Raw genomic sequence first — 22,521 nt, forward strand, 5'->3', positions numbered from 1 at the left:
GGACATGTCCAGTCTTGGCGCGGGGAATTGGGCAGTTTGGGACTATGTCCATCCGCGGGCCGGGAGGCTGGGCATGCGCCTTTGTGCGGGCCGGGAGGCTGGGCATGCGCCGCGGGGCCGCGGTGCGGCGGGCTGTATCCACCCGGGGTTTAGATGGCGGAAGCCGGGCCGGACCTTACGGTCCGGCCCGGCTTCCGGGTCATTCACTGAGACGCCCGAGGGCGCCGGGAGACAGGGCTTAGATGCCGGCGTCGCGGCTCTCGTTCCGGGTGATGGTCTCGCCGGTGTTGGGGTCGACGACGGAGCGGGTTTCGCTGACCCGGCGGGTGCGGCTGCGGCCCGGGGAAGCCAGGATCAGGGAGGCGACCAGCCCGATCACGCCCACCGCCATCAGGATGTAGCCGATCATGGTCTGGTCAACGTTGGGGATCAATCCGGGGGAGATCGCCCAGGCCAGGATGGCGCCGAGGGCGATGAGGAAGATGGAGGAACCGATTCTCATGACTTGCTCCTTGGTGTCCGGTAGGACGGGTCGCTACTACTAAGCATGCTGTCCAGCGTCACGCTACAGCCCGATCCACGGTGTTTCAACGATCTTGGCTGCGCCTCGCCGGGGATTTCCGCGCAGTGCGGCACGTATTCTTGAAGGGTGTCAGGCGTCAGCACTTTTGAGCGCCCTGCCCCCGCAGTCCACGCAGCCCCCCGCAGTCCCCGCAGTCCCCGCGGTCCTTGCAGTACCCGCAGTCCACACGGAAGCACGGTTTGCAATGTTGGAAGTTCCCCCCAGAGTTGTCATCACCGGACAGGGCGCGGTGACCCCAGTGGGCGGCACTGCGCCCGAGACGTGGGCCGCCCTGGCTGCCGGGCGCTCCGGGATCGCGGCGCTCGACGAGGACTGGGCCCAGGGCCTGCCCGTCAGGATGGCCGGCCGGGTGATGACGGACGTGGCCTCGCAGCTTTCCACCCCCGAATACAAAAGGATGGACCGCTGCGGGCATTTGGCGCTCATTGCGGCCCGGGAAGCCTGGGCCCAGGCCGGCCGCCCGGCCGCCGACCCGGAGCGCCTCGCGGTGGTCATCGGCTCCGGCTACGGCGGCCTGGACACCACCCTGGAGCAGGCCCGGACCCTTGACGCCAGCGGCCCCCGCAGGGTCTCCCCGCATACGCTCACCCGCATCATGGTGAACGCCCCCGCCGCCTGGGTGTCTATGGAGGTGGGCGCCAAGGGCGGCGCGCGGACTCCCGTGAGCGCCTGCGCCTCCGGGGCCGAAGCCATCTCCCAGGCAGCAGACATGATCCGGGCCGGGGCCGCGGACGTCGTGATTGCCGGCGGGGTGGATTCGTGCATCAATGGCCTGATCATCAGCGGCTTTGCACAAATCCGTGCCCTCTCCACGCGCAACGCCGAACCCCAGACCGCCTCGCGCCCCTTCGACCGGGACCGTGACGGCTTTTTGCTGGCAGAAGGCGCTGCGGTCCTGGTGCTGGAACGCGAAGACCACGCCAGGGCCCGCGGCGCGGAGATCCTCGGCGTGGTGGCCGGGACGGCGGTGACGTCCGACGCCGTCGACATCGTCGCCGCTGATCCGGCAATGCAGCGCAGAGTGATGGAAAAGGCCATTGCCGCCGCCGGCCTCACCCCCGGGGACATCGGCCTGGTCCACGCCCACGCGACGTCCACTCCGGTGGGCGATCGCCTGGAGGCCGAAGCCATCAAGGCCACCCTGGGAAGCCAGGTTCCCGTCACATCCACCAAGTCGCTCACCGGCCACCTCCTCGGCGGCGCCGGAGCGCTCGGTGCCATCGTGACGGTCCAGGCATTGCGGACGGGAATCCTCCCGGGAACGCGCAACCTTGAGAACCCGGACGACGCGTGCGGCCTCAACGTCATCCCGGAAACAGCCTCAGGACTGCGGGCGACGGCGGGAATCTCCAACGCCTTCGGCTTCGGCGGCCACAGCACCGCGCTGGTGTTCACCGAAAGCTAGGCTGTCCCCCATGGAGACAGTTGTGTGGTCAAAGCCGGAGCAGGAGCGTCCCGGCACTCCCCTGCTGGTCATGATGCACGGCTACGGCAGGGACGAATCCCGGATGGCGAAGCTCTTCGGTTCGCTCCCGCCGGAGTTCACTTGCGCGGCCCTCCGTGCGCCGAAAGTAATCGGCGACGGCTACGGCTGGTTCCTGCTGGACTATTTCCTGACCCACGACTTCGCGGACGTCATCTCCTCCACCAACGCCGTCTTCGGCTGGATCGAGTCCGTGAAGGCCAATCACAGCAGCGTGAGCCTGCTCGGGTACTCCCAGGGCATGGCCATGGCCAGCACGCTGCTGCGCCTGCGGCCCGCACAGTTCCGGGCCGTCGTCGGGCTGTCCGGGTTTGTCCTGGACAACGAACTCCTGGCCATGAGCGAGTCCTTTGAGTCGCGGCCGCCGTTCTTCTGGGGCCGGGACAGGGACGACGCGGTCATCAATGATGCCGCCACAGAACACACCGAGGAATGGCTCCACGAGAACACCCAGCTCACGGCCCGGACGTATCCCGGCATGGGGCACTCCGTCGCCAAGTCCGAGCTCGTGGATGTCAGCGCTTTCCTGCGCCACTACGTGCTCCGCTGACCCAGCGCCCCTGCAGCAGGGCCACACGGCTTCGATGGTTTATCCACTTGCGTGCGTATTTTGTCAGCGTTTACACTCGAAGGCGGCCCTGTTTGCGGCCTATGACTCCAGGGGGAAGAAAGGGCCGGGCTCCGTGCTTCAGGCTAAGACCCCCCTTGCCGGCCTGTCCCGGCGGCCCTACGCTATCTTCGCCGGCTGCAACGACACGGCCTTCGGTTCGTTGATGGCGTTGCAGGACCCCGGTTTGTCAGCGCCGGAAATCGTGTCCATCATAGGAATAGACGGTCATCAGATGATCGGTTCCAAGGGTTGACCACCACCGCCCAGCCAGAAGCCGAACAGGGTACGTTTTCGGCCAACCTGCTGATTGAAGGGCTGCACCGCCAGGGGCATTCCCTTTCCAGCCACCTCCTGGAGACCACGCTGGTGCAGCGATGCAGCACCCGGCGGCAGCGCTAGCGCCTGGACGCCGCTTCCCCCGAATCTCCACAAAGCTTCCCGTCCGGTCCGCCATTGGCCGCGACAACCACCGACTTGCCTGCCCACCGTCTGAAAGGACATCGGACCCATGACTGAGCTTCCCGCCCGCGCATCCAACGCAACACCCTCCGGCTGGACCGGCGCCTCCGCCATCCTCTTTGACCTCGACGGCGTCCTGACCCCCACCGCGGTCGTGCACGAGCGGGCCTGGCAGGAACTCTTCGACGGCTTCCTTCAGTCCGTCCCCGGGGCGGCCGGCTACCGCGAGAGCGACTACTTCGACCACATCGACGGCAAGCCCCGCTTCGACGGCGTCCGCGACTTCCTCGCCTCGCGCAACGTCGTCCTGCCCGAAGGCCCGCTGGATGACGACCCCGCGCACAACACCGTCCACGGCCTGGGCAACCGCAAGAACAAGGTCTTCAACGACATCGTCGAGGCCGGCGGAGTCAAGCCCTACGAAGGCTCCGTGCGCCTCATCGAGGCCGCACTGGCCCGCGGGCTCAAGCTCGCCGTCGTCTCCTCCTCCCGCAACGCCCCGGCGGTGCTCAAGGCGGCAGGGCTCACCGGCTACTTCCCGGTGGTGGTGGACGGCGTCGTCGCCGTCTCGGAAGGGCTGCCTGGCAAGCCCAGCCCGGCCACCTACGAGTACGCAGGCCGGCTGCTGGGCCTGCCCAGCGAGGAGTGTGTCGTGGTCGAGGATGCCGTCTCGGGAGTCCAGGCCGGCAGCGCAGGGAGCTTCCACTCCGTAATCGGCGTGGACCGGGGGGCCGGCAGGCAGACCCTGCTGGACGCTGGCGCCACGATTGTGGTCAACGACCTCGCCGAACTGCTCTAGCAGCCAAGGCCCCCGCACCACCGCACGGCCTTCCCGGCCGCACATCTGCTCCGCCGCACCCCCAACGCAGCACCTTCACCGCCTACAAGGAATCCCCACATCATGGCTCTCATCACCTCGGACCGCGCACGATTCCCCAACGACCCCTGGCAGCTCGTTGAATCCGTCCACCTCCCCGGCAACGCCGGCACGCTGGAAACCCTCTTCAGCCTCGGCAACGGACATCTGGGCATCCGCGGCGCCCACTGGGCTGCCGCCGACGCCGACCTGCCCGGCAGCTTCATCAACGGCTTCCATGAGACCTGGGACATCAAGCACGCCGAAAACGCGTACGGCTTCGCCCGCACGGGCCAGCGGATCCTCTACATCCCGGACGCCAACAACTTCACCGTGGTCATCGACGGCGAAACGCTGAGCCTGAGCGAATCCACCGTGCTGGACTACCGGCGGAGCGTTGACTTCGCCACCGGCATCTACGAGTGCCGGATCACCTGGCAGTGCCGCTCTGGCGCAACCGTTACCACGACGGAACGCCGTGCCGTGGGCTACGAAACCCGCGGGGCCCTCGGCATCTCGCTGGAACTCGCCGCGGACCGGGACATCTCCGCCGATGTCACTTCTTCGGTGATCAACCGCCAGGACCAGCCTGTGGAGGACCATTCGAGCCACGACCCGCGACGGGCCGGACGGCACGCCGGGCGGGTACTGCTGCCGATGCGCCTCGACGGCGGCGACGGCTCACTGCGCCTGTCCTGGGAGACCGCCGAATCCAAGCAACGGATCGGCATGGCGGTGGACCACTGGACCTCGGCGGAAGTGCAGCCCTTCGACACCCTGGTCCAGGAGGATGACAGCAGCGTCCGCTACGTGCTCGCCGTCGGCGCGGACCAGCCCTTCGTACTGGAAAAGAGCGTCAGCTACGCCGTCGGGCAGGGCTCGGCGGACCTTGCCGATGACGCCGAGGCAGGGCTCAAACCGATCGCCGAAATCTTTGCCGAAAGCACCGCGCACTTCCGCGGCTACTGGACCACGAGCGATATAGTGCTGGCGGGCCAGGCCGAGCTGCAGCAGGCCGTCCGCTGGAACCTCTTCCAGCTGGCCCAGGCCACGGCCCGCGCCGACGTCGCGGGCATCCCGGCGAAGGGCGTGTCCGGTTCCGGCTACGACGGGCACTACTTCTGGGACCAGGAGGTGTACCTGATGCCCTACCTGACCTACACCAACCCGGACAGCGCCCGCCAGGTCCTCGAGTTCCGCCACGCAATGCTGCCCGAGGCGAAGATCCGGGCCAAGGAGCTCAGCGTCGACGGCGCCCTGTTCCCCTGGCGCACCATCAACGGGCTGGAGGCCAGCGCCTACTACGCCGCCGGCACAGCCCAGTTCCACATCGCCGCCGCGATCGCCTTCGCCACGAACCGCTACACCTGGGCCAGCGGGGACGCGGAGTTCCAGGAATCCGTTGGCTCCGAACTCCTGGTAGAGACGGCCCGGATGTGGGCCTCGCTGGGGTTCTTCGGCAAGGACGGGCTCTTCCACATCCACGGCGTGACCGGCCCGGACGAGTACACCGCCGTCGTCAACGACAACCTGTACACGAACGTCATGGCCCGCTTTAACCTGCGCGCCGCCGCGGCGCTGGACCACCCGGCGATCGACGACGCCGAACGCGAGTTCTGGGACCAGGCGGCCAACCGGATGCTGCTGCCCTACGACGAGGACCTCCAGGTCCACTCGCAGGACAACGACTTCATGACCCTGGAGCCGTGGGACTGGACCACGCCGCGGTCCAAGTACCCGCTGCTGCTGAACTTCCACCCGCTGGTGATCTACCGGCACCAGGTCCTCAAGCAGGCGGACACCGTGCTGGCGATGTTCCTGCAGTGGCAGGACTTCACCGCCGAGGAAAAGCGGCGCGCCTTCGACTTCTACGACCCCATCACCACGGGCGACTCCACCCTGTCCGCCTGCGTGCAGGGCATCATGGCCGCCGAGGTGGGCTACGGCAAGGCCGCTCTGGACCACTTCACGCACGCGTTGTTCATAGACCTGGACGATACCCACGGCAACGCGATCGACGGCGTGCACATCGCGTCCGCCGGCGGCGTGTGGAGCTCGCTGGTCAGCGGCTTCGCGGGCCTGCGCGACCAGGGCGCGGTGCCGTACTTCGACCCGCGCCTGCCGGCCGACTGGGACGGCATGTCCTTCCACCTGAGGGTCCAGGGCCGGCTGCTGCATGTCGAGCTGGTGCGGGGCGCCATCAGCCTGACCGTGCGGGAGGGCGCCCCGCTGGACGTAGATGTCCGCGGCGAGCTGCTCACGGTCGACGGCGATCCGTTGCGGGTCCCGCTGGCCCCGGTCGCGGCCCCGGAGCCCACGGTCTTCCCCAGCGGGCTCCCAACGGCGTCTATCCCGATCGTGCGCGCCGGCGTCTAGGCAGGGCCACAGCAACGCGGGGTCACTTCGCGCCCATCACGGACCACCGGACGGGCGTTAAGTGACCCCGCGATGCTCCGGGGCGGGCAGCTCTGAACCGGAGCGGTCGGCTGCGCCGGTGTCACTGTCGCTGCCGTCCGTCAGCGGATGGGCCAGCTCGTCGGACGGCATCCTGGCCACCACGAGGGCGACCACCGCCATGACGGGACACACCGTTCCGGCCACGAGGAAAATCAGCCACACCGGCAACACCTCGGCGGCCGGCCCGGCGAGGGCCATGGAGACCGGCATGAGGGCCAGCGACACGAAGAAATCCAGGCTGGAGACGCGGCCCAGCAGGTGCGGCATCACGCGCCGCTGCAGGAGCGTCCCCCAGATCACCATGCCGACGCCGCCGGTGGCGCCGAAGATGAACAGGGCCGCCGCCACGGCCCAGAAGCTGTCCATCATGCCGACGGCGGCGACCGGCAGGCTGCCCGCACCCCAGCTGACCATCATCACCGTCAGGTAGCGGCGCGGCAGCGGGAAAGAGGCGGTGGCCAGTGAACCTGCCGCGCCTCCGATGCCCATGATGGCGAGCAGGAAGCCGAACATGCGCGCGTCCCCGCCGAGCTGGTCCCGGACCACGAACGGGACCAGGACCTCAATGGGACCGATCAGGAAAAGCACGGAAATGCACGCCCACAGCAGGGTCCACAGGAGCCAGGGTGTCCGAATGGTGTAGCTGACGCCCTCCCGGAGATCGTGCAGCAGGGAGGTCCTGGCCCGTGCCGTGACCCGCGCGCCGGCGTCGCCAGCCCCCTTGCCCGCCGCCGCAGCCCGGGGAGTGGGGCGGAGGAAGTTCAGGATTGAAAACGCCAGGAGATGGCACGCCGCAACCCCGGCGACGGCGTTCGCGGGGGAGAAGGCCGCCACGAGAATGCCTGCAACCGCCGGACCCGCGGCCTGCTGCAAGATGGGCCGCATGGTCCCCTCCATGCCGTTGGCCGCGAGCAGATCCTCCGGCGGCAGGATCCGCGGCAGGATGGCGGAGTAGGCGGGGAAGAAAAATGCCGCCCCGATCCCGAGCACGAACGCCCCCAGGGCCAGGTGCCAGAGCTCAAGCCGGCCCGCGAGGGCCAGCCCGCTGACGGTCGCAATGACGGCAAGGTTGGCGCCCTCCACCGCGATGATGAGCAGGCGCTGCGGCAGGCGGTCCGCCGCGATGCCTCCGGCCAGGACAAACGCGACCAGGCCAGCACTGCCCGCCGCGGCCACGAGGGAGAGCTCCAGCGGGCCCCCGCCCAGGTGGATCACCTCGTAGACCATGGCCACGGCCCACATCCCGGACCCGAAAATGGAGATGGCCAGGGCCGCAATCAGCACACGGTATTCCCGGTGCGCGAACGGGCGAAGGGCCCTCAATGAGCGCATGGCTCCAGTGTAAATGCCCGGCCGTGTTCCGGGGCGGCGGATTCCGGCCGTGGGAAACCCGATGGAATAGGCGGCGGTGAGTCGGGGTTGCCGCTTAGTGGGACGGGCAAACCTCACCGGGACAGCCCGTTCCGACGTTCTGGGCCCGGACCGCCGCCACGCTGTTGCGACGCGGCGGCCGCGGGCCCGATGGAGCTGGACCAATCAGAATCGGAGATGGTGGATAGATGACTGCCTACAAGACAGTGAACCCCGCGACCGGAGAAACATTGAAAGAATTCCCCATTGCGACGGCAGAGGAGATGGAACAGTCTTTGGCGTCGTCGCACGCAGCCTTCCGGAGCTGGCGCAGCACCCCGGTCGAGGACCGCGCCACGGTGATCGGGCGCGTCGCGGAAATTTACACGGAACGCACCGAGGAACTGGCGCGGCTGATCGCGACCGAGATGGGCAAGCCGCTGGCGCAGGCCAAGGGTGAGGTCAAGCTCGTTGCCAGCATCTATGCCTACTACGCCGCAGAGGGACCGGGCTTCCTCACCGACGAACCGCTTGCCGTCGCCAGTGGCGGCGATGCCTTCGTCCGGACCTCGCCGATCGGATCCCTGCTGGGCATCATGCCGTGGAACTACCCGTACTACCAGGTAGCGCGTTTCGCGGCCCCGAACCTCATGCTCGGCAACACGATCATGCTCAAGCATGCCGGCAACTGCCCGCAGTCGGCTGTCGCGATCGAGCAGATTTTCAAGGACGCCGGCCTGCCCGAAGGCGCCTACGTCAACGTCTTCTTCGACAACGATCAGGTCGCCGAAGTTATCGCCGACCCCCGGGTCCAGGGCGTCTCGCTCACCGGCAGTGAGCGCGCCGGTGCCGCCGTCGGCGAGGTCGCCGGACGCAACCTGAAGAAGTTCGTCCTCGAACTTGGCGGTAGCGATCCCTTCATCGTTCTCGATGCCGATGACCTGGATGCGACCGTCAAGGCGGCGGTCAATGGCCGGATCACAAACGGCGGCCAGGCCTGCACCGCATCCAAGCGCTTCATCGTCCTCGAGGACCTTTACGAGCCGTTCGTGGAGAAGTTCACCGCCCGGATGGCCGCGATTACACCCGGGGACCCGCTGCTGGCCGAAACCAAGCTCGGCCCGCTGTCTTCCCAGCGCGCAGTGGACGATCTGATCGAACAGATCCAGGACGCCGTGGACAACGGCGCCACCCTGCGCACCGGCGGTCACCAGATCGAGCGCGCGGGTTCCTTCATGGAACCGACGGTCCTGACCGACGTGACCCCCGGCATGCGCGCGTTCTCCGAAGAGCTCTTCGGCCCGGCAGCGGTCATCTACAAGGTCGCCAGCGTGGAGGAGGCCATCGAGCTGGCCAACGGCTCCCCGTACGGCCTGGGCGGCGCGGTCTTCAGCGCCGACGTCGAGAAGGCCAGGGACGTGGCGGACCGGCTGGACACCGGCATGGTGTTCATCAACTCCGCGGCCGAATCCCAGGCCGACCTGCCGTTCGGCGGCGTTAAGCGCTCCGGCGTCGGGCGCGAACTGGCACACTTCGGTATGAATGAGTTCGTCAACAAGAAGCTCATCCGGACCCCGCGCTAACCCCGCGGAACCCCAGGGGGCAGTTGAGGGCGGGTGGGCGATGCCCGTCCGCCCTCGCTGTCCGCCGGGTCCGGCTAGTGTTAACCCAGGACGAAGCTCAGCACACTTATGGTTCATGGAGACGATGATGGCCAAGCGAAGCAACCCGGCAATGAAGATTGCCCAGCAGTCAGCCCACAACGCGATGTTCGACGCCCAGGGCAAGCCCAAGCCGGGGGTCCACAACGTCCTCCTGCGGGCCGTTGAAGTCCAGCGCCCGCTGGTGCTGGCGAACCTCCGCCGGCTCCAGCGAAAGCATCCGCACGCCACCGCGGCGCAGCTCGCCGCCACGCTGGAACGGGACTACCTCTTCGCCGTCACCGGCGGCGGCGCGCTCGTGGGCGGCGCAGCGGTGATTCCCGGCGTCGGGACCGCAGCCGCCCTCGGCCTGTCAGCCGCAGCCACCGTCGGTTTCCTCGAGGCCACCGCACTCTTCTCCACCTCCCTGGCCGAGCTCCACGGCGTGCGGCTGCTGGACCCGGAGAAGGCCGGCACCCTGGTCATGGCCATCATGCTCGGCGAGGAAGGCACCGCCCTTTTGAGCTCGCTGAGCGGGCAGGCGGCGGGGCAGGGCAAGGGCCCCACCCAGGCCTGGGGCTCCCTTTTCGCCCGCAGGATTCCAGTGGCCGGCTTCGGCTCGGTGCGGGAACGGATCCAGAGGATGTTCCTGCGCACCCTGCTGAAACAGCAGGGCACCGCCCTGCTGGGCCGGGCGCTGCCGTTCGGCATCGGCGCCGTCGTGGGCGGCGTGGGCAACCGGGTGATGGGCCGCGCCGTCGTCGCGAACGCCAAGGAAGCGTTCGGCCCGATGCCGCTCGTCATTCCCGGCGACCTGGCCGGCGCCGCGGAATCCGACGGGCCGGCAGCGGTGCGAGGCAAGTACACCACGGACACTGAGGACGATTCAGCGCGAGAGGCGGCACGTTTTGGATCTGAACGCTAACCTGGGGGAATCCTTCGGCACCTGGACCATGGGCGATGATGCGGCCATGTTCCCGCTCGTCACGAGCGCCAGCGTGGCCTGCGGACTCCACGCCGGGGACCCCGTGACCATGCTGGACACGTGCCGCGCAGCCTACGAACTCGACGTCAAGGTCGGTGCCCACCTCGGCTACCCCGACCTGGCCGGCTTCGGCCTCCGCTCACTGGACATGACGTTCGATGATCTCTTCGGCGCGGTGCTGTACCAGCTTGGCGCGCTCGACGGCGTCGCCCACGCGGTCGGCGCTTCGGTGGACTACGTCAAACTGCACGGGGCCCTCTACGACCGGACGGTGCGTGACGCCGAGCAGGCGTCCGCCGTGATCGCCGCCATCCAGGCCTACGATCCCGGGCTGCCCGTTCTCGGCTTCCCGGGCTCAGCCCTGCTGGCAATCGCCCGGGAGGCCGGGCAGCCCGTCTTTGCCGAGGCCTTCCCGGGACGTGCCTATCTCCCGGACGGCACCCTCGTGCCGCGCTCGCAGGAAGGCGCCGTGCTGCACGACGCCGGGCAGATCGCGGCGCGGGCCGTGCGCCTGGCCACCGCGGGCGAAGTCGAGGCCGTCGACGGCACGGTGCTGCGGATCGAACCGCACTCCCTGTGCATCCATGGTGACACCCCCGGATCCGTCGCCACGGCCGCCGCGATCCGAACCGCGCTCGACGGCGCCGGGGTGGAGCTGGAGAGTTTCGCCTGAGGCGACTAGCCAAACACCAGGCTCGCCACCGTGAAGATGGCCAGCCCGGCCAGGGCGCCCACCACGGTGCCGTTGATCCGGATGAACTGCAGGTCCTTGCCGATCTGGAGCTCGATCTTCTGTGAGGTTTCCTCGCCGTCCCAGCGGGACACGGTATCGGTGATCACGCCGGCGATGTCCGAGCGGTACGTTTTCACGAGGTACCCGGCGGCGTCCCCGATCCAGGTGTTCACCTTGCCGGCGAGCTCGGGATCGACCACCAGCCGGGTGCCGAAGTCATGCACTGCCGCCTTGAATTTGACGGTCAGTTCGCTGTGCGGATCATCGACGGCGCTGAGCAGGGCCGCCTTGATGGTGCCCCAGGTGCGGGAGGCGAGCTCCCGGACCTCGGGATCGCCGAGCACCTGGGCCTTGATGCCTTCGGCGCGGGCGATCATGACCGGATCGTGCTGCAGGTCCTGGGCGAGATCCTTCAGGTATTTGTCGATGGAGAGGCGGACCTGGTGCTGCGGATCAGACTGCACCGCACGGGTGAATTTGAGGATCTCCACATAGACCTTGTCGCCGACGAGCCCGTCCACGAAGGACGGCACCCACGTGGGGGAACGGTCCGTGACCAGCCTGTTGACGGTCTCCTGGTTGTCCCGTACCCAGTCCACGGTGCGGTCGACCAGGAGGTCCACCAGGGCGTGGTGGTGTCCGTCGTCGAAGATCCGCTGGGCGATCCGGCCCACCGGAGGACCCCACGGCGGCGCAAGCAGATGCCGGCGGACCATGCCCTCGATCACGGCCTGGACGTCGTCGTCGTTGAGGACCTTGAAGGCACCGCGGATGACGGCGGCACCCTCCTTGGCGACACGGTCCGGACCGGCCGGGCCGGACAGCCAGGCGCCGGCCTTGCGGGCGATGTCCACGGACGCCAGCTTCTGCGCCACCACCTGTTCGGACAGGAAGTTGGTCTCCACGAAGTCACCCAGCGAGGCGCCGATCTGGTCCTTGCGCTGCGGGATGATGGCAGTGTGCGGGATCTTGAGGCCCATGGGGTACTTGAACAGCGCCGTGACGGCGAACCAGTCGGCGAGGGCGCCCACCATTCCGCCCTCGGCCGCAGCCCGGACATACTCGAGCCACGGGTATTGCTTTTGCAGCGCGAAGGCGATCACGAAGATGACCGCCATCAGGATCAGCAGCGACCCGGCCAACAGTTTCATGCGGCGCAGGGCGGCGGCTTTCTCTCCGTCACTCGTGGCCGCGGGCCGGGTACGTTGCTCAGTGTTCACGTGCATGTGCCCAGCCTAGCCCGGGTTTGGCGGGCGCCGTCCGCTAACGTGTCACCATGACGACTGACGAGTCCGCCGCCGCCCGCCCGCTTGTCTACGCCCACCGGGGCGCCAGCTACGCCTTCGCCGAGCACACCCGCGCGGCGTACCTGCAGGCCATCGCCGACGGCGCCGACGGGGTGGAGTGCGACATCCACCTCACCCGGGACCAACACGCGGTGCTGCTGCACGACGCCACCCTGGACCGCACCTCGGACGGCACCGGGCCGGTGGCCGACAGGACCCTCGCGGACCTGCGGCTGCTGGACTTCTGCTCCTGGAAAGGCGCGCGGATTCCGGACGAATACGGTGCCAGGTCCGAGCAGTTCCTGACCCTTCCCGAACTGTTGGAGATCCTGCGCGGAGCAGGGCGGGAAATCGGGCTGGCGATCGAGTTCAAGCATCCCAGCCCGTACCAGCTCAAGCTCGAAGACCGCGTCCTCGAAGTCCTCTCCGCCGCTGGCTGGGACCCGGCGACGTCCAGGCTGGAAAACGTGCTGGTGTCCTTTATGAGTTTCAGCCCGGACTCTGTGAAGCATCTGCTCCGGTCCGTTCCGGCGTCGGCCGTCTGCCAGCTCGTGGACGACGTCAACGTCGAGGAAATCCGCGGGCAACTCCGCCTCGGCGCCCTGACCGGCGGGGCACTCGCCAACGTGATGAAGGCCGCGCAGGCCGAGGGCGAGCGGATCCTGGACGAGGGGGCGGTTGGCATGGCGGGACCCGGCATCAGCTACGTCCGCGAGCACTCCCGAGCGGTCCGCCGCTGGCTGGACTCCGGCCGCCGGTTCCGCGTGTGGACGGTGGACTCTGACAGCGACGTCGAGCTGTGCCGGGAGCTCGGCATCCACGAGATCACCACCAACGTGCCGTCGCGGGTCCTGGCCCGGCTGGCGGCAGGCTCCCGGCCGGCACGCTAGGCGGCGAGGTCCCGCCGACGCCAGCCGAGGTAGCCGGCCGCGGAGATCAGCGCGGCCACGGCGGTGAGGCCGGCCAGCTCGCTGACCGAGCCGGAGCCTACGGGGAGCAGTGGTGAATGCCGGAACGGGGACAGGTCCATGAGCCATTGCGGGGCATTCCAGAGCACACCGAACTCGCCGAGCGCCACGAAGCCGAGCAGCAGGCCCCAGGCCGCCGCGGTGAGCCTTGGCGCCCAGCCGAAGACGGCCAGGACGGTGCTCGTGATCAGCCAGGCGGCGGGGATCTGCGCGAGGGCAGCCACGGTGGCCCGGCTGATCTGGCTGGAATCTGCTAGAACCCACGCGGCGCCGAAGCCGATCGACAGACCCGAGAGCAGCATCAGCAAGGCGACCCCGGCCAGGGCCGCACCATAGTGGCTGCTGGCCCAGCGGCTGCGGGTAGTGGCCGTGGCCAGGAGCGCCTCGGTATGGCCTGCCGCCTCCTCGCTGCGCAGATGGCTGGCCGCGGACACCCCGTAGGCAGCCGCAAGCAACCCCATGATGCTGATCTCGGCGGCCAGGAACGCGTCGTTGAGGGCCTGCGGGCCGCCCAGCATCCTGATCAGGTCCTGGGCATTGGGGGAGCTCAGGAACTGCGCCACGTTGCCCACGAGCGAGCCGACCACCACCCCGAAGATCACGAACGCCGCCGCCCAGGCGGCCCATACGCGCAGCTGCAGCCGCACGGCCAGGTCCCAGACCCCGGACAGCGAACCCCGGACCGGCCCCGGGCGCTCCGCGCGAAGGCCGGCGCCGAGGTCGCGGCGGCCCCGGAGGGCAAGGGATGCCGGCACCAGAACCACGGCGAGAGCCAGCGGCAGGGCCAGTACCCACCAGCGGTCCCCGGCGAAGGCCCTGATCTGCTGGTTCCAGCCGATCGGTGACAGCCAGGACAAGACCGAAGGCCCCGGTTCGGCGAGATCGCCGACGGCGCGCAGCGCGTAGGTGACGGCGATGACGCCGATACTGAGGCCGGTGGCGCCCCGGGCGCTCGCGGTCAGCTGGGCCGCGACTCCGGCGACGGCGCTGTAGGCCATCCCGGTGGCCGCCCAGCCCAGACCGAACGCCAGCGAGCCGCTTCCCGGCAGTCCGCCGCCGGCCAGGGCGGCAGCGGACAGCAGGCCCAGCACCAGGCTGGCGCCGAAGCTGATGGCCAAGGCGGCCGCCAACGGAGCGTCGCGGCCCAGCCTGCCGCCGCCGAGCAACTCCAGCCGCCCGCTCTCCTCGTCAGCGCGGGTGTGCCGGATGGTCAGGACGACCATCAGGGCGGCGAGGACCGCGGTCATGAATGCGGTGTACTTGATCAGCGAGAGGGCGCCGAGCGAGGCCGGATCATAGATCCGGCCGAACAGAGCCACCATCGAGGCCGTGGCGTTCAGGGCGGTGGCTGCCTCGACCCGGCTGCCGACGTCCGGGTACAGCCCGGCGCTTGCCTCCGCCGTCGAATAAGTGACGAGGGCAAAACCCGCAATCCAGGCCGGCAGCAGCCAACGGTCCCGCCGCAGCCCGAGCCGGACCAGTGTGCCGGTTCCCGCGAACGTCTCACGCATTGCCGGGCCTTCGCCCGCTTGAGCCAACCGGGCCGGATATGCCTTGTCCCCGGCCCGTCACCCCGGCGCGATCCGCTTCGTTCCCGGCCCCGTAGTGGCGCAGGAAGAGGTCCTCGAGCGTCGGCGGCTGGCTCGTGAGCGACTGCAGGCCTGCCGCTGTCAGCGCCTGCATGAGGTGGGTCAGGCCGGCGGGCTCCACCTGGGCGTTGATGCGGTGGTTGGTGATGACGACGTCGTGGACGCCCGGCAGGAGATCCAGCCCCGGCGGAACGGCCTCGACGTCGGCGGTGACGGATGTGCGGGTCAGATGCCGCAACTGCTGCAGCGGGCCGGTCTCCACTACGCGGCCGGCCCGGATGATGCTGACCCTGTCGGACAGCGCCTCGGCCTCGCTGAGGATATGGCTGCTGAGCAGCACCGTGCGCCCCTCGGAGCGCAGTTCGCGGATGCAACCGCGGAACGTGTCCTCCATCAGCGGATCCAGTCCGCTGGTGGGTTCGTCCAGCAGGAAGAGTTCGGCGTCGGTGGACAGGGCCGCCACCAGCGCCACTTTCTGCCGGTTGCCCTTGGAGTAAGTGCGCGCCTTCTTGCCAGGATCCAGCTCGAACAGCTGCAGCAGCCGGTCGCGCCTGGCGGGATCCTGGCCGCCCTGCAGCCGGCCCAACAGATCGATCACCTCGCCGCCGGTCAGGTTCGGCCAGAGGGCCACGTCGCCCGGGACGTAGGCCAGCCGCCGGTGCAGGACCGCCACGTCGCGCCAGGGGTCCAGACCCAGCACCCGGATGGAACCCGCGTTTGCGCGCAATAGGCCCAGCAGGAGCCGGAGCGTGGTCGACTTGCCCGAGCCGTTGGGCCCCAGGAAGCCGTGCACTTCGCCCGCAGCAACCTCGAAATCGAGTCCGTCCAGGGCCGTCACAGTCCCGAATCGCTTCACTACCCCGCTGATCTCCACGACACTGCCCATACTCAACAAGCTACGCCGGTTTGGGTGTCCCGTACCCCGGCAGAAAGTCCCGTCCTGGCGGCGCGTTCCACGACTGGACGGCGGCGCCGTCCACGGTTAGCGGGGGCTCCTTAGCTGTGATTGAGTTGTTCCATGCCCTTTCGCTGGTCCGGCCGGACCATCCAGACAGTCTCCGCGTCGGCCCTGAGCACGCTGCTGCTGGCCAGCGCCGCCAAGCACTTCCGTGAGCCCGGGTTCTTTGACGACGTGGTTCCGGACTTCCTCTGCCGCGATGATTCCGGCACCCGGTGCAACGGGGCCCTCGCCGTGATGTCCCGCGAGGAATGGGTCGCATTCAGCGGCCTGCTGGAGGCGGGCGCCGCCGTCGGACTGCTGGTCCCCGCCACTCGCCGGGCCGCCGCCGGATGCGTCACGGCGATGTTTGTACTCTTCCTCGCCGGCCATGTCGATGCCCTGCGCAGGGCTTACGGCCCGGACGCCACGGCCCGCCAGCGACGGGCCCACACCCTGCGGCTGCCGTTGCCGGCACCGCTGATCGCCTGGGCGTGGAGCCTCGCGGTCCCCGCCGGGCGGACCGCCGTCCGCGCCGGGCGCGTAGGGCTGCCGCGGCCGTGAAACTCCTGCAGTCTCCGGCCGCGCGGGTCGGTCTCTCGATCAGCATCGCCACGGGACTCTACGGGGTATCCTTCGGCGCCCTCTCGGTCACGTCCGGACTCGATTTCTGGCAGACGATGGCCTTGAGCCTGCTGCTGTTCAGCGGCGGATCGCAGTTTGCCTTCATCGGTGTCGTGGCCGGGGGAGGCTCCGGCGTCGCCGCGATGGGGGCTGCCACCCTGCTGGGCATGCGCAACGGGATCTACGGCATGCAGATCAACGCCCTGCTGCAGCCGCGCGGCTGGCTCCGGTTCGCCGCCGCCCACGTGACGATCGACGAATCCACCGCGACCAGCACCGGGCAGACCGACCCGCTGGAGCAGAAGCGGGGATTCTGGACCGCGGGGATCGGCATCTTCATCCTCTGGAACCTGTTCACCGCCGCCGGCGCCCTGGCCGGAGGCGCCCTGGGCGACCCCAAGCAGTGGGGGCTCGACGGAGCCGCCGTGGCGGCGTTCCTCGGCCTGCTCTGGCCCCGGCTCAAAGGCCGCGAACCCGTGGCGATTGCCGTTGCCTGCGCCCTTGCCACGGTACTGGCCGTGCCGTTTGTGCCGGCAGGAGTGCCCATCCTGGTGGCGGCCGTCGTCGCTGCCGGAATCGGCTGGTTCAGCCACGGCCGCAGCGACGAGGGACTCGAGCCGGACGTGGATCCCTACGCCGAACAGCACTCCGCCCGCCCGTCCGGCCAGCACCCGGGTGACACCCCATGAACCTCTGGTGGTGGCTGCTGCTGTCCTGCCTGCTGGCGTATGCGTGGAAGCTGCTGGGCTTTCTGGTCCCGGCCAGCCTGCTCCGCGATCCCCGGATGTCCAGGATCGCCGGCACCATGACCATCGGACTGCTCGCATCACTGACGGTGGTGAACACTGTCGCTTCGGGCCAGGCGCTGGCGCTCGACGCCCGCCTCGGCGCGCTGGCCGCGGCCGCGACCGCCCTGTGGTTCCGGGCGCCGTTCCTCGTGGTGGTCCTTGCCGGGGCGGGCGCGGCCGCCGGGCTGCGGCTGCTGGGCTGGCGCTAGCGGGATCGCGGCCGTACCGGAACGTAACGGCCTTTAGCCCCTACTGACCGGCGGATGCTGCGTGAGAGCATTGGCATATGAGTGCGAAAGACCCTCCGGAGACTCCTGGTGCCGGCAAGGGGAAGCATCCCAAGCCGCACGAGGCGTTCGTTCAGCCCGGAGCAGAGTCCACCCGGGAGCTGCGCGAAGTCCTCCGCCGACGCCGCGAGGCCGAGGAGAAGCTGCAGCACCACCTCCGGGAAGCCAAAGAGAAGCCGGCGGAGGACGGATCCTGAGGACACGGCGGGGGCGGGCACTGCGATGACCCTTTCTATCCGGCGCTAGCCAAGCACGGTGTCGAACGCGGTGCCGGGCAGCGGGGCCTGCGGGGGCAGCGGCCGGTGCGGGCGTTCCGTGCGGATGGCGTCCTCGACGAGGGCCACCGGACGGCGCCAGGCGTCCGAGCCGGCCTCCATGGTGTCCACCACGCCGATCAGCATGGCCAGGAGGCGGATCAGATCGGTCATGGAGATGTCGCTGCGGAGGCTACCCTGGCCCTGCCCGCGGCCCAGCAGCACGGCGACGGATTCGATCAGGTCGCCGGTGATGCCCGTGAGCAGCCCGCGCCGGCCGGCGACAGCGCCCAGCAGGTTGGCCTCGTCACTGGCGACACCCATCAGCGCATTGATCACCTGGAAGAGCCCGTCCGCGGCATCGGGGTTGGCGAGCGCCTCCTCGATGACCGGATCCACCAGCAGCCCGAGCTGCCGGTGCAGGGCGGCGAGGACCAATTCCTCCTTGTCCGCGAAGTTCCGGAACAGTGTGGCCGGGCCCACCCCGGCGGTGATGGCGATGGTCTGCAGCGGGACTTCCGGGCCGTGCTCGCGGAAGCATTGCCGGGCAGCGGTGATGATCTTGTCCACGTTGCGCGCGGCGTCTGCACGCAGTGGCCTGCCTTCTACCGACCGGTTCATGTGCTTAGGGTAGCAACGCAAAGGTTGGGCAAAGCTGTTACTGGCGCGTAGAGCTTTATGTGACGGACTTTTGGCCCCATCCGGGCCGGGCCACGCCGCGCACCGGCCGCCGGGGCGCGTGACAGACTGGTGCCATGTTGCTCGCATTTTCTGTTGCACCCTCGGGCCGGCCCCAGCGACCGGCCGGCGATTCCCTGGCCACGTCCGGAAGCGCCGTTTCCGCGCCGGCCGGCATGTCATCGGACGAGGCCTCCGTCCATGATGCCGTCGCCGAGGCGGTGCGGATCGTCCGGGAGTCCGGACTGCCCAACCACACCGATTCGATGTTCACCACGATCGAGGGCGAATGGGACGAGGTCTTCGCGGTGGTGAAGCGGGCCACGGAGGCCGTGGGGCGCTACGGCAGCAGGGTCTCGCTCGTCATCAAGGCGGACATCCGCCCGGGATTTTCGGGCGAACTCACCGGGAAGCTGGACCGCCTGGAGCAGGCCCTCGGCGACGCCGGGCCCCCGAGCCGGGGGTAGGCCCGCCAGTGCCGCGAAACCCCAAAGTAGTAAGTGTGCTTAGATTTACTGAGTAGTAACGCTGCCGCGGACGCAGCTGCGGCACATCTCGAAGGAAACCAGGCCAGCTCATGAACGGCACTCCCATCGTCCACCCGCCCCGGGCGGTGAGGATCGCTTCTGCAGACCGGGACCTGGCCGCGCTCCGGCCTCTGCTGGACGCCGCGCAATCGGCCGTAGGGGACATTCCGGCACTGCTGGAGCTGGCCAGGGCCGCGGAGGAAGCCGCACCCAAACCGGGCAACGGCCGGACGGCGTTCCTGTGGGAGCTCCTGGCCTCGGTCACGGCCGTCGACGTCGCGGCCGGCCGGGTCCTGGAACCGCACCTGGACGCCGCGGCGATCCTGGCACAGGCGGCCGGGCTGGCCGCCGAGGAAGGCCGGGGCCGCCCGGATTTTGACGGGACCGGCTCTGGGGGAGCGTGGGGAGTCTTCGCGGCCGAAGCGCCGGGGCTCCGGCTTGAGGCGAAACACGCCGAAGGGCACTTCCTGCTCAACGGATCGAAGCCCTGGTGTTCGCTGGCCGCCCAACTGGACCATGCCGTGCTGACCGCGCACGTCGAAGGCAGCGGCCGCGCCGCGTTCGCCGTCGACCTCCACGCCGCCGGCGTGAGCTTTGCGGATCCGGAGTGGACCAGCCGCGGGCTGCGGGAAATCCCCAGCGGCACCGTGCACTTCGACGGCGTCCCGGCCGTTCCGCTGGGCGGCCCCGGCTGGTACTACCGGCGTCCCGGCTTCGCCTGGGGCGGCATGGCGGTGGCCGCCTGCTGGCTGGGCGGCGCCGTCGCCGTGGCACGCGGCTTTGCCGCGTCGCTACAGAAAGCCGCCGACGGCGGGCGGGAACCGGATCAGATCGCGCTGGCCCACCTCGGCGAGATCGACCGCACGCTGGCCCACCTGACCGCGTACCTCGCGCAGACTGCCGCCCGGATCGACGCCGGGGAGCTTTCGGACGGCGGCGCGTGGAGAGAGGCCCTGCGTGTGCGGGGGAACGTCGCCGCCGCCGTCGAACGCATCCAGACGCTCGTCAGCCAGAACCTCGGGCCCGGCCCGCTCGCCTTTGACGAGGGCTACGGCAAACGTATGGCGGATCTCCAGCTCTACATCCGCCAGCATCACGCGATGCGCGACGACGCCCAGCTGGGAGCCTTGACACTGAAAGGGGACCACCCGTGGTGAGCTTCACCCACCGCGACGCCGGCACGGGCGAGGACGGCTGGGCCGCGAGCGGCCTGCCCGTCCTCCCGGAACTGCCGCTGGACGCCGGGGAGCTCGCCGCCGCCGCGTTCATTGTCCTGGCCGCCCATCCCGACGACGAATCCCTGGGCGCCGGCGGGCTGCTGGCCCGGCTGCGGGCGAGCGGGGCCGAGGTGACGGTGCTGCTGTGCACGGCCGGGGAGGCCTCGCACCCCGACTCACCCACGACGACGCCGGACCGGCTCGCGGCGGTCCGGCTCCGGGAATTCGGCGGTGCGATGGGGCAGCTGCTGCCGGGCTCCGAATGGCAGTACCTGGCACTGCCGGACGGTAAGCTCGCCGGCCACCGGGAGGAGATCCGGGCCACCCTGGCGGACGCCGTCGCGGCCGCCGTTGCTGGGGCCGGCGTGCCGCCGGAACGCATCATCCTCGTGGCCCCGTATCGCCATGACGGCCACACGGACCACGAGGTGCTGGGCTCGATTGCCGCGGATACCGCCACAGCGGGCGGCCACGGGCTGCTGGAGTACCCCATCTGGTACTGGCTCTGGGCGGACCCCTCGGATCCGGCCTGGCAGTCCTGGCTGCGGGTGCCACTCAGTCCCGCGGAACGGCAGGCGAAGGCCGCGGCCATGGCCTCCCACGCCTCCCAGGTCCAGGCGCTGTCCGGGCAGCCGGGCGATGAAGTGCTCCTGACGCCGGCGTTCCTGGCGCACTTCGAGCGGCCGTTCGAGACCTTCGCCTGGCAGCGTCCGGGGGCCGGGGGTGCCGCGGGCGCTTCCTACACCGCGCACGACGCGGAAGCCATCTTCGACGCCGTCCACACCGGAACCGCCGACCCGTGGCAGTACACCACCAGCTGGTACGAACACCGGAAACGCTCGCTGACTCTCGCGGCGCTGCCCCTGCCGAACTACGCGGCCGGACTCGAAATCGGCTGCTCCATCGGGACCCTGAGCGTGGAACTCGCCCCGCGCTGCGAGACTTTCCTGGCCGTCGACGCCAGCAGCGCAGCCCTTGCCCACGCGGCCCGGCGGCTCGCGCACCTCCCCGCCGCGGAGACCCGCCAGCTCACCATCCCGCAGGAGTGGCCCGAGGGCCGCTTCGACCTGATCGTGGTCTCCGAGGTCGGCTACTACCTCGCACCCGATGAACTGGCCGGCCTCTTCAGCCGCCTCGAGGCGGCCCTGCTGCCCGGCGGGACCCTGGTCCTGTGCCACTGGCGGCACCCCATTTCCGGCTGGGAGCTCGACGGCGACTCCGTCCATGCCGCCGCGCGCCGCCAGCTGGCCTGGGCCGATGCCGGGCTCTACCGGGAGCGCGACTTCGTCCTCGAGATCCTCACCGCGCCGGGTTCGCGTCCGGGCTCCGCGGGCAGAGCCGACGCGGCGGGTGCTGACGCCGTCGTCCGGCACGCGGGACGGTAAGCGGATGGCTTCCCTTCCCCTTCCTATGCCCCGCGGACACGTCATCGACAGGATAGCCGTCGTGATGCCGGCGCACAACGAAGGCGAGCACCTTGAGGCCGCACTGCTGGCCGTGCGGCGGGCCGCTGACGCCCTGCGCCGGATCCGGCCCGAGATAGCGGTGAGCGTGATCGTGGTGCTGGACAGCTGCACCGACGAATCCGCCGGCATCGCCGCGCGCTGGGTCGCCGCGGACCGCCGTTTCAGCGCCCTTGAAGTCCGTTTCCAGAGCGCCGGCGCCAGCCGGGAGGCCGGTATCCGCGCCGCCGGCATCGGGGCACCCCGACGCCGACCCCCGGGCGAGCGGCGGACACCGCCACCGTGGCCCGGACGGACCTGGCTGGCCAATACCGACGCCGATTCGCGGGTGCCGGAGAACTGGCTGGTCCGGCAGGTGGAGTTCGCCGAGGCTGGGGCCGACGCGGTGCTCGGCTCGGTGGAACCGGACCCGGCGGGGATGGACCCGGAGCTGCTCCGGCGCTGGCGGGAGCGCCACCCCTTCGAGGAAGACCACCCACACGTTTACGGCGCCAACTTCGGCGTGCGTGCCTCGGCCTACCTCGCCGCCGGCGGCTTCCCGAAACTTGCCGCGCACGAGGACCGGAGCCTTGTCCAGAGCCTGCGCAGCCGCGCGTTTACCGTGACGGCCACAGACAGCATGCGGGTCCTGACCTCGGGCCGGACGCAGTCCCGCGCACCGCACGGCTTCGGCGCCTATCTGCGTTCGCTGGGGCGGCACCGCCACTCTGCGGCCGCCGAGTGACACCGGGCAGGCCAGCCGTCCGG

General features: G+C 69.6%; 23 protein-coding genes. 17 read left to right on the forward strand and 6 right to left on the reverse strand.

All coding sequences use genetic code 11. The features are described from left to right. Positions 1–238 precede the first annotated feature (238 nt). Positions 239–502 (reverse strand): DUF6458 family protein, encoded by a 264-nt coding sequence (locus tag BJG92_RS01355; protein WP_232082227.1) that lies wholly within the window; start codon positions 500–502, stop codon positions 239–241. A 265-nt stretch (positions 503–767) separates the two neighbouring features. On the opposite strand from BJG92_RS01355, the gene BJG92_RS01360 reads away from it, so the two are divergent. From BJG92_RS01360 to BJG92_RS01380, 5 genes are all read left to right on the forward strand, one after another. Continuing rightward, positions 768–1,988 carry a beta-ketoacyl synthase gene (locus BJG92_RS01360; RefSeq protein ID WP_232082228.1) on the forward strand — a complete coding sequence of 407 codons (1,221 nt, stop codon included), beginning with the start codon at positions 768–770 and terminating at the stop codon, positions 1,986–1,988. Positions 1,989–1,998: 10 nt separating this feature from the next. Continuing rightward, positions 1,999–2,616 carry an alpha/beta hydrolase gene (locus BJG92_RS01365; RefSeq protein WP_232082229.1) on the forward strand — a complete coding sequence of 206 codons (618 nt, stop codon included), beginning with the start codon at positions 1,999–2,001 and terminating at the stop codon, positions 2,614–2,616. A gap of 309 nt (positions 2,617–2,925) precedes the next feature. Next, positions 2,926–3,075 (forward strand): hypothetical protein, encoded by a 150-nt coding sequence (locus BJG92_RS01370; RefSeq protein ID WP_232082230.1) that lies wholly within the window; start codon positions 2,926–2,928, stop codon positions 3,073–3,075. 109 nt (positions 3,076–3,184) lie between these two features. After that, positions 3,185–3,934, forward strand: coding sequence for an HAD family phosphatase (locus BJG92_RS01375; RefSeq protein ID WP_232082231.1), 750 nt, complete (start codon positions 3,185–3,187; stop codon positions 3,932–3,934). Between the two features lie 102 nt (positions 3,935–4,036). Further along, positions 4,037–6,367: a glycoside hydrolase family 65 protein gene (locus tag BJG92_RS01380; protein WP_232082232.1), complete on the forward strand. Its 2,331-nt coding sequence runs from the start codon at positions 4,037–4,039 to the stop codon at positions 6,365–6,367. 57 nt (positions 6,368–6,424) lie between these two features. Here BJG92_RS01380 and BJG92_RS01385 read toward each other — a convergent pair whose 3' ends face one another. Then, on the reverse strand, positions 6,425–7,780 hold the full coding sequence (locus BJG92_RS01385) for an MFS transporter (protein WP_232082233.1): 1,356 nt from the start codon (positions 7,778–7,780) through the stop codon (positions 6,425–6,427). A gap of 227 nt (positions 7,781–8,007) precedes the next feature. Here BJG92_RS01385 and BJG92_RS01390 point away from each other — a divergent pair, with 227 nt between their 5' ends. The 3 genes from BJG92_RS01390 to BJG92_RS01400 all read left to right on the forward strand — a co-directional run bounded on the left by BJG92_RS01390 (position 8,008) and on the right by BJG92_RS01400 (position 11,096). Beyond that, positions 8,008–9,381 (forward strand): NAD-dependent succinate-semialdehyde dehydrogenase, encoded by a 1,374-nt coding sequence (locus tag BJG92_RS01390; protein ID WP_232082234.1) that lies wholly within the window; start codon positions 8,008–8,010, stop codon positions 9,379–9,381. 127 nt (positions 9,382–9,508) lie between these two features. Beyond that, on the forward strand, positions 9,509–10,363 hold the full coding sequence (locus BJG92_RS01395; RefSeq protein WP_232082255.1) for a hypothetical protein: 855 nt from the start codon (positions 9,509–9,511) through the stop codon (positions 10,361–10,363). Beyond that, complete coding sequence (locus BJG92_RS01400) at positions 10,347–11,096, forward strand: LamB/YcsF family protein (protein WP_232082235.1); 750 nt, start codon at positions 10,347–10,349, stop codon at positions 11,094–11,096. Before BJG92_RS01395 ends, BJG92_RS01400 begins: the two co-directional genes overlap by 17 nt. Positions 11,097–11,101: 5 nt before the next feature. On the opposite strand, the gene BJG92_RS01405 is transcribed toward BJG92_RS01400, so the two are convergent. Then, positions 11,102–12,382 carry a DUF445 domain-containing protein gene (locus BJG92_RS01405; RefSeq protein ID WP_232082236.1) on the reverse strand — a complete coding sequence of 427 codons (1,281 nt, stop codon included), beginning with the start codon at positions 12,380–12,382 and terminating at the stop codon, positions 11,102–11,104. 50 nt (positions 12,383–12,432) lie between these two features. Here BJG92_RS01405 and BJG92_RS01410 point away from each other — a divergent pair, with 50 nt between their 5' ends. Then, entirely contained in the window at positions 12,433–13,332 is a 900-nt protein-coding gene (locus tag BJG92_RS01410; RefSeq protein ID WP_232082237.1) for a glycerophosphodiester phosphodiesterase family protein, read from the forward strand. Here the strand turns inward: BJG92_RS01410 and BJG92_RS01415 are convergent. Next, entirely contained in the window at positions 13,329–14,921 is a 1,593-nt protein-coding gene (locus tag BJG92_RS01415) for an ABC transporter permease (protein WP_232082238.1), read from the reverse strand. The two genes, BJG92_RS01410 and BJG92_RS01415, sit on opposite strands and share 4 nt — an antisense overlap. After that, positions 14,914–15,885, reverse strand: coding sequence for an ABC transporter ATP-binding protein (locus BJG92_RS01420; RefSeq protein WP_232082239.1), 972 nt, complete (start codon positions 15,883–15,885; stop codon positions 14,914–14,916). Before BJG92_RS01420 ends, BJG92_RS01415 begins: the two co-directional genes overlap by 8 nt. Before the next feature lie 132 nt (positions 15,886–16,017). Here BJG92_RS01420 and BJG92_RS01425 point away from each other — a divergent pair, with 132 nt between their 5' ends. The 4 genes from BJG92_RS01425 to BJG92_RS01440 all read left to right on the forward strand — a co-directional run bounded on the left by BJG92_RS01425 (position 16,018) and on the right by BJG92_RS01440 (position 17,832). After that, positions 16,018–16,500, forward strand: coding sequence for a hypothetical protein (locus BJG92_RS01425; RefSeq protein ID WP_232082240.1), 483 nt, complete (start codon positions 16,018–16,020; stop codon positions 16,498–16,500). Beyond that, positions 16,497–17,249 (forward strand): AzlC family ABC transporter permease, encoded by a 753-nt coding sequence (locus BJG92_RS01430; RefSeq protein WP_232082241.1) that lies wholly within the window; start codon positions 16,497–16,499, stop codon positions 17,247–17,249. Before BJG92_RS01425 ends, BJG92_RS01430 begins: the two co-directional genes overlap by 4 nt. Continuing rightward, positions 17,246–17,557 (forward strand): AzlD domain-containing protein, encoded by a 312-nt coding sequence (locus BJG92_RS01435; protein ID WP_232082242.1) that lies wholly within the window; start codon positions 17,246–17,248, stop codon positions 17,555–17,557. Before BJG92_RS01430 ends, BJG92_RS01435 begins: the two co-directional genes overlap by 4 nt. A 77-nt stretch (positions 17,558–17,634) precedes the next feature. Beyond that, a complete protein-coding gene (locus BJG92_RS01440) occupies positions 17,635–17,832 on the forward strand; it encodes a hypothetical protein (protein WP_232082243.1) in 198 nt (65 codons plus the stop codon). 45 nt (positions 17,833–17,877) lie between these two features. Here BJG92_RS01440 and BJG92_RS01445 read toward each other — a convergent pair whose 3' ends face one another. After that, complete coding sequence (locus tag BJG92_RS01445) at positions 17,878–18,510, reverse strand: TetR/AcrR family transcriptional regulator (protein ID WP_232082244.1); 633 nt, start codon at positions 18,508–18,510, stop codon at positions 17,878–17,880. A 134-nt stretch (positions 18,511–18,644) separates the two neighbouring features. Here BJG92_RS01445 and BJG92_RS01450 point away from each other — a divergent pair, with 134 nt between their 5' ends. The 4 genes from BJG92_RS01450 (at position 18,645) to BJG92_RS01465 (ending at position 22,498) form a co-directional block, all read left to right on the forward strand. Beyond that, positions 18,645–19,034 (forward strand): thiamine-binding protein, encoded by a 390-nt coding sequence (locus BJG92_RS01450; RefSeq protein ID WP_232082245.1) that lies wholly within the window; start codon positions 18,645–18,647, stop codon positions 19,032–19,034. Between the two features lie 110 nt (positions 19,035–19,144). Continuing rightward, complete coding sequence (locus tag BJG92_RS01455) at positions 19,145–20,251, forward strand: acyl-CoA dehydrogenase family protein (protein WP_232082246.1); 1,107 nt, start codon at positions 19,145–19,147, stop codon at positions 20,249–20,251. Continuing rightward, complete coding sequence (locus tag BJG92_RS01460) at positions 20,245–21,696, forward strand: bifunctional PIG-L family deacetylase/class I SAM-dependent methyltransferase (RefSeq protein WP_232082247.1); 1,452 nt, start codon at positions 20,245–20,247, stop codon at positions 21,694–21,696. Before BJG92_RS01455 ends, BJG92_RS01460 begins: the two co-directional genes overlap by 7 nt. Before the next feature lie 4 nt (positions 21,697–21,700). Continuing rightward, on the forward strand, positions 21,701–22,498 hold the full coding sequence (locus BJG92_RS01465; protein ID WP_232082248.1) for a glycosyltransferase family 2 protein: 798 nt from the start codon (positions 21,701–21,703) through the stop codon (positions 22,496–22,498). Positions 22,499–22,521: the final 23 nt, after the last annotated feature.

Source organism: Arthrobacter sp. SO5 (assembly GCF_020532805.1).
GTDB lineage: Bacteria > Actinomycetota > Actinomycetes > Actinomycetales > Micrococcaceae > Arthrobacter.

What these genes read in the sequence shown, in the direction of transcription:
- BJG92_RS01455 (WP_232082246.1), top strand. Translation starts at nt 19,145, where the DNA reads ATGAACGGCACTCCCATCGTCCACCCGCCCCGGGCGGTGAGGATCGCT.
- BJG92_RS01365 (WP_232082229.1), top strand. Translation starts at nt 1,999, where the DNA reads ATGGAGACAGTTGTGTGGTCAAAGCCGGAGCAGGAGCGTCCCGGCACT.
- BJG92_RS01445 (WP_232082244.1), bottom strand. Translation starts at nt 18,510, where the DNA reads ATGAACCGGTCGGTAGAAGGCAGGCCACTGCGTGCAGACGCCGCGCGC.
- BJG92_RS01385 (WP_232082233.1), bottom strand. Translation starts at nt 7,780, where the DNA reads ATGCGCTCATTGAGGGCCCTTCGCCCGTTCGCGCACCGGGAATACCGT.
- BJG92_RS01440 (WP_232082243.1), top strand. Translation starts at nt 17,635, where the DNA reads ATGAGTGCGAAAGACCCTCCGGAGACTCCTGGTGCCGGCAAGGGGAAG.
- BJG92_RS01450 (WP_232082245.1), top strand. Translation starts at nt 18,645, where the DNA reads ATGTTGCTCGCATTTTCTGTTGCACCCTCGGGCCGGCCCCAGCGACCG.
- BJG92_RS01410 (WP_232082237.1), top strand. Translation starts at nt 12,433, where the DNA reads ATGACGACTGACGAGTCCGCCGCCGCCCGCCCGCTTGTCTACGCCCAC.
- BJG92_RS01435 (WP_232082242.1), top strand. Translation starts at nt 17,246, where the DNA reads ATGAACCTCTGGTGGTGGCTGCTGCTGTCCTGCCTGCTGGCGTATGCG.
- BJG92_RS01360 (WP_232082228.1), top strand. Translation starts at nt 768, where the DNA reads ATGTTGGAAGTTCCCCCCAGAGTTGTCATCACCGGACAGGGCGCGGTG.
- BJG92_RS01375 (WP_232082231.1), top strand. Translation starts at nt 3,185, where the DNA reads ATGACTGAGCTTCCCGCCCGCGCATCCAACGCAACACCCTCCGGCTGG.
- BJG92_RS01390 (WP_232082234.1), top strand. Translation starts at nt 8,008, where the DNA reads ATGACTGCCTACAAGACAGTGAACCCCGCGACCGGAGAAACATTGAAA.
- BJG92_RS01405 (WP_232082236.1), bottom strand. Translation starts at nt 12,382, where the DNA reads ATGCACGTGAACACTGAGCAACGTACCCGGCCCGCGGCCACGAGTGAC.
- BJG92_RS01415 (WP_232082238.1), bottom strand. Translation starts at nt 14,921, where the DNA reads ATGCGTGAGACGTTCGCGGGAACCGGCACACTGGTCCGGCTCGGGCTG.
- BJG92_RS01420 (WP_232082239.1), bottom strand. Translation starts at nt 15,885, where the DNA reads ATGGGCAGTGTCGTGGAGATCAGCGGGGTAGTGAAGCGATTCGGGACT.
- BJG92_RS01355 (WP_232082227.1), bottom strand. Translation starts at nt 502, where the DNA reads ATGAGAATCGGTTCCTCCATCTTCCTCATCGCCCTCGGCGCCATCCTG.
- BJG92_RS01395 (WP_232082255.1), top strand. Translation starts at nt 9,509, where the DNA reads ATGGCCAAGCGAAGCAACCCGGCAATGAAGATTGCCCAGCAGTCAGCC.
- BJG92_RS01425 (WP_232082240.1), top strand. Translation starts at nt 16,018, where the DNA reads ATGCCCTTTCGCTGGTCCGGCCGGACCATCCAGACAGTCTCCGCGTCG.
- BJG92_RS01465 (WP_232082248.1), top strand. Translation starts at nt 21,701, where the DNA reads ATGGCTTCCCTTCCCCTTCCTATGCCCCGCGGACACGTCATCGACAGG.
- BJG92_RS01380 (WP_232082232.1), top strand. Translation starts at nt 4,037, where the DNA reads ATGGCTCTCATCACCTCGGACCGCGCACGATTCCCCAACGACCCCTGG.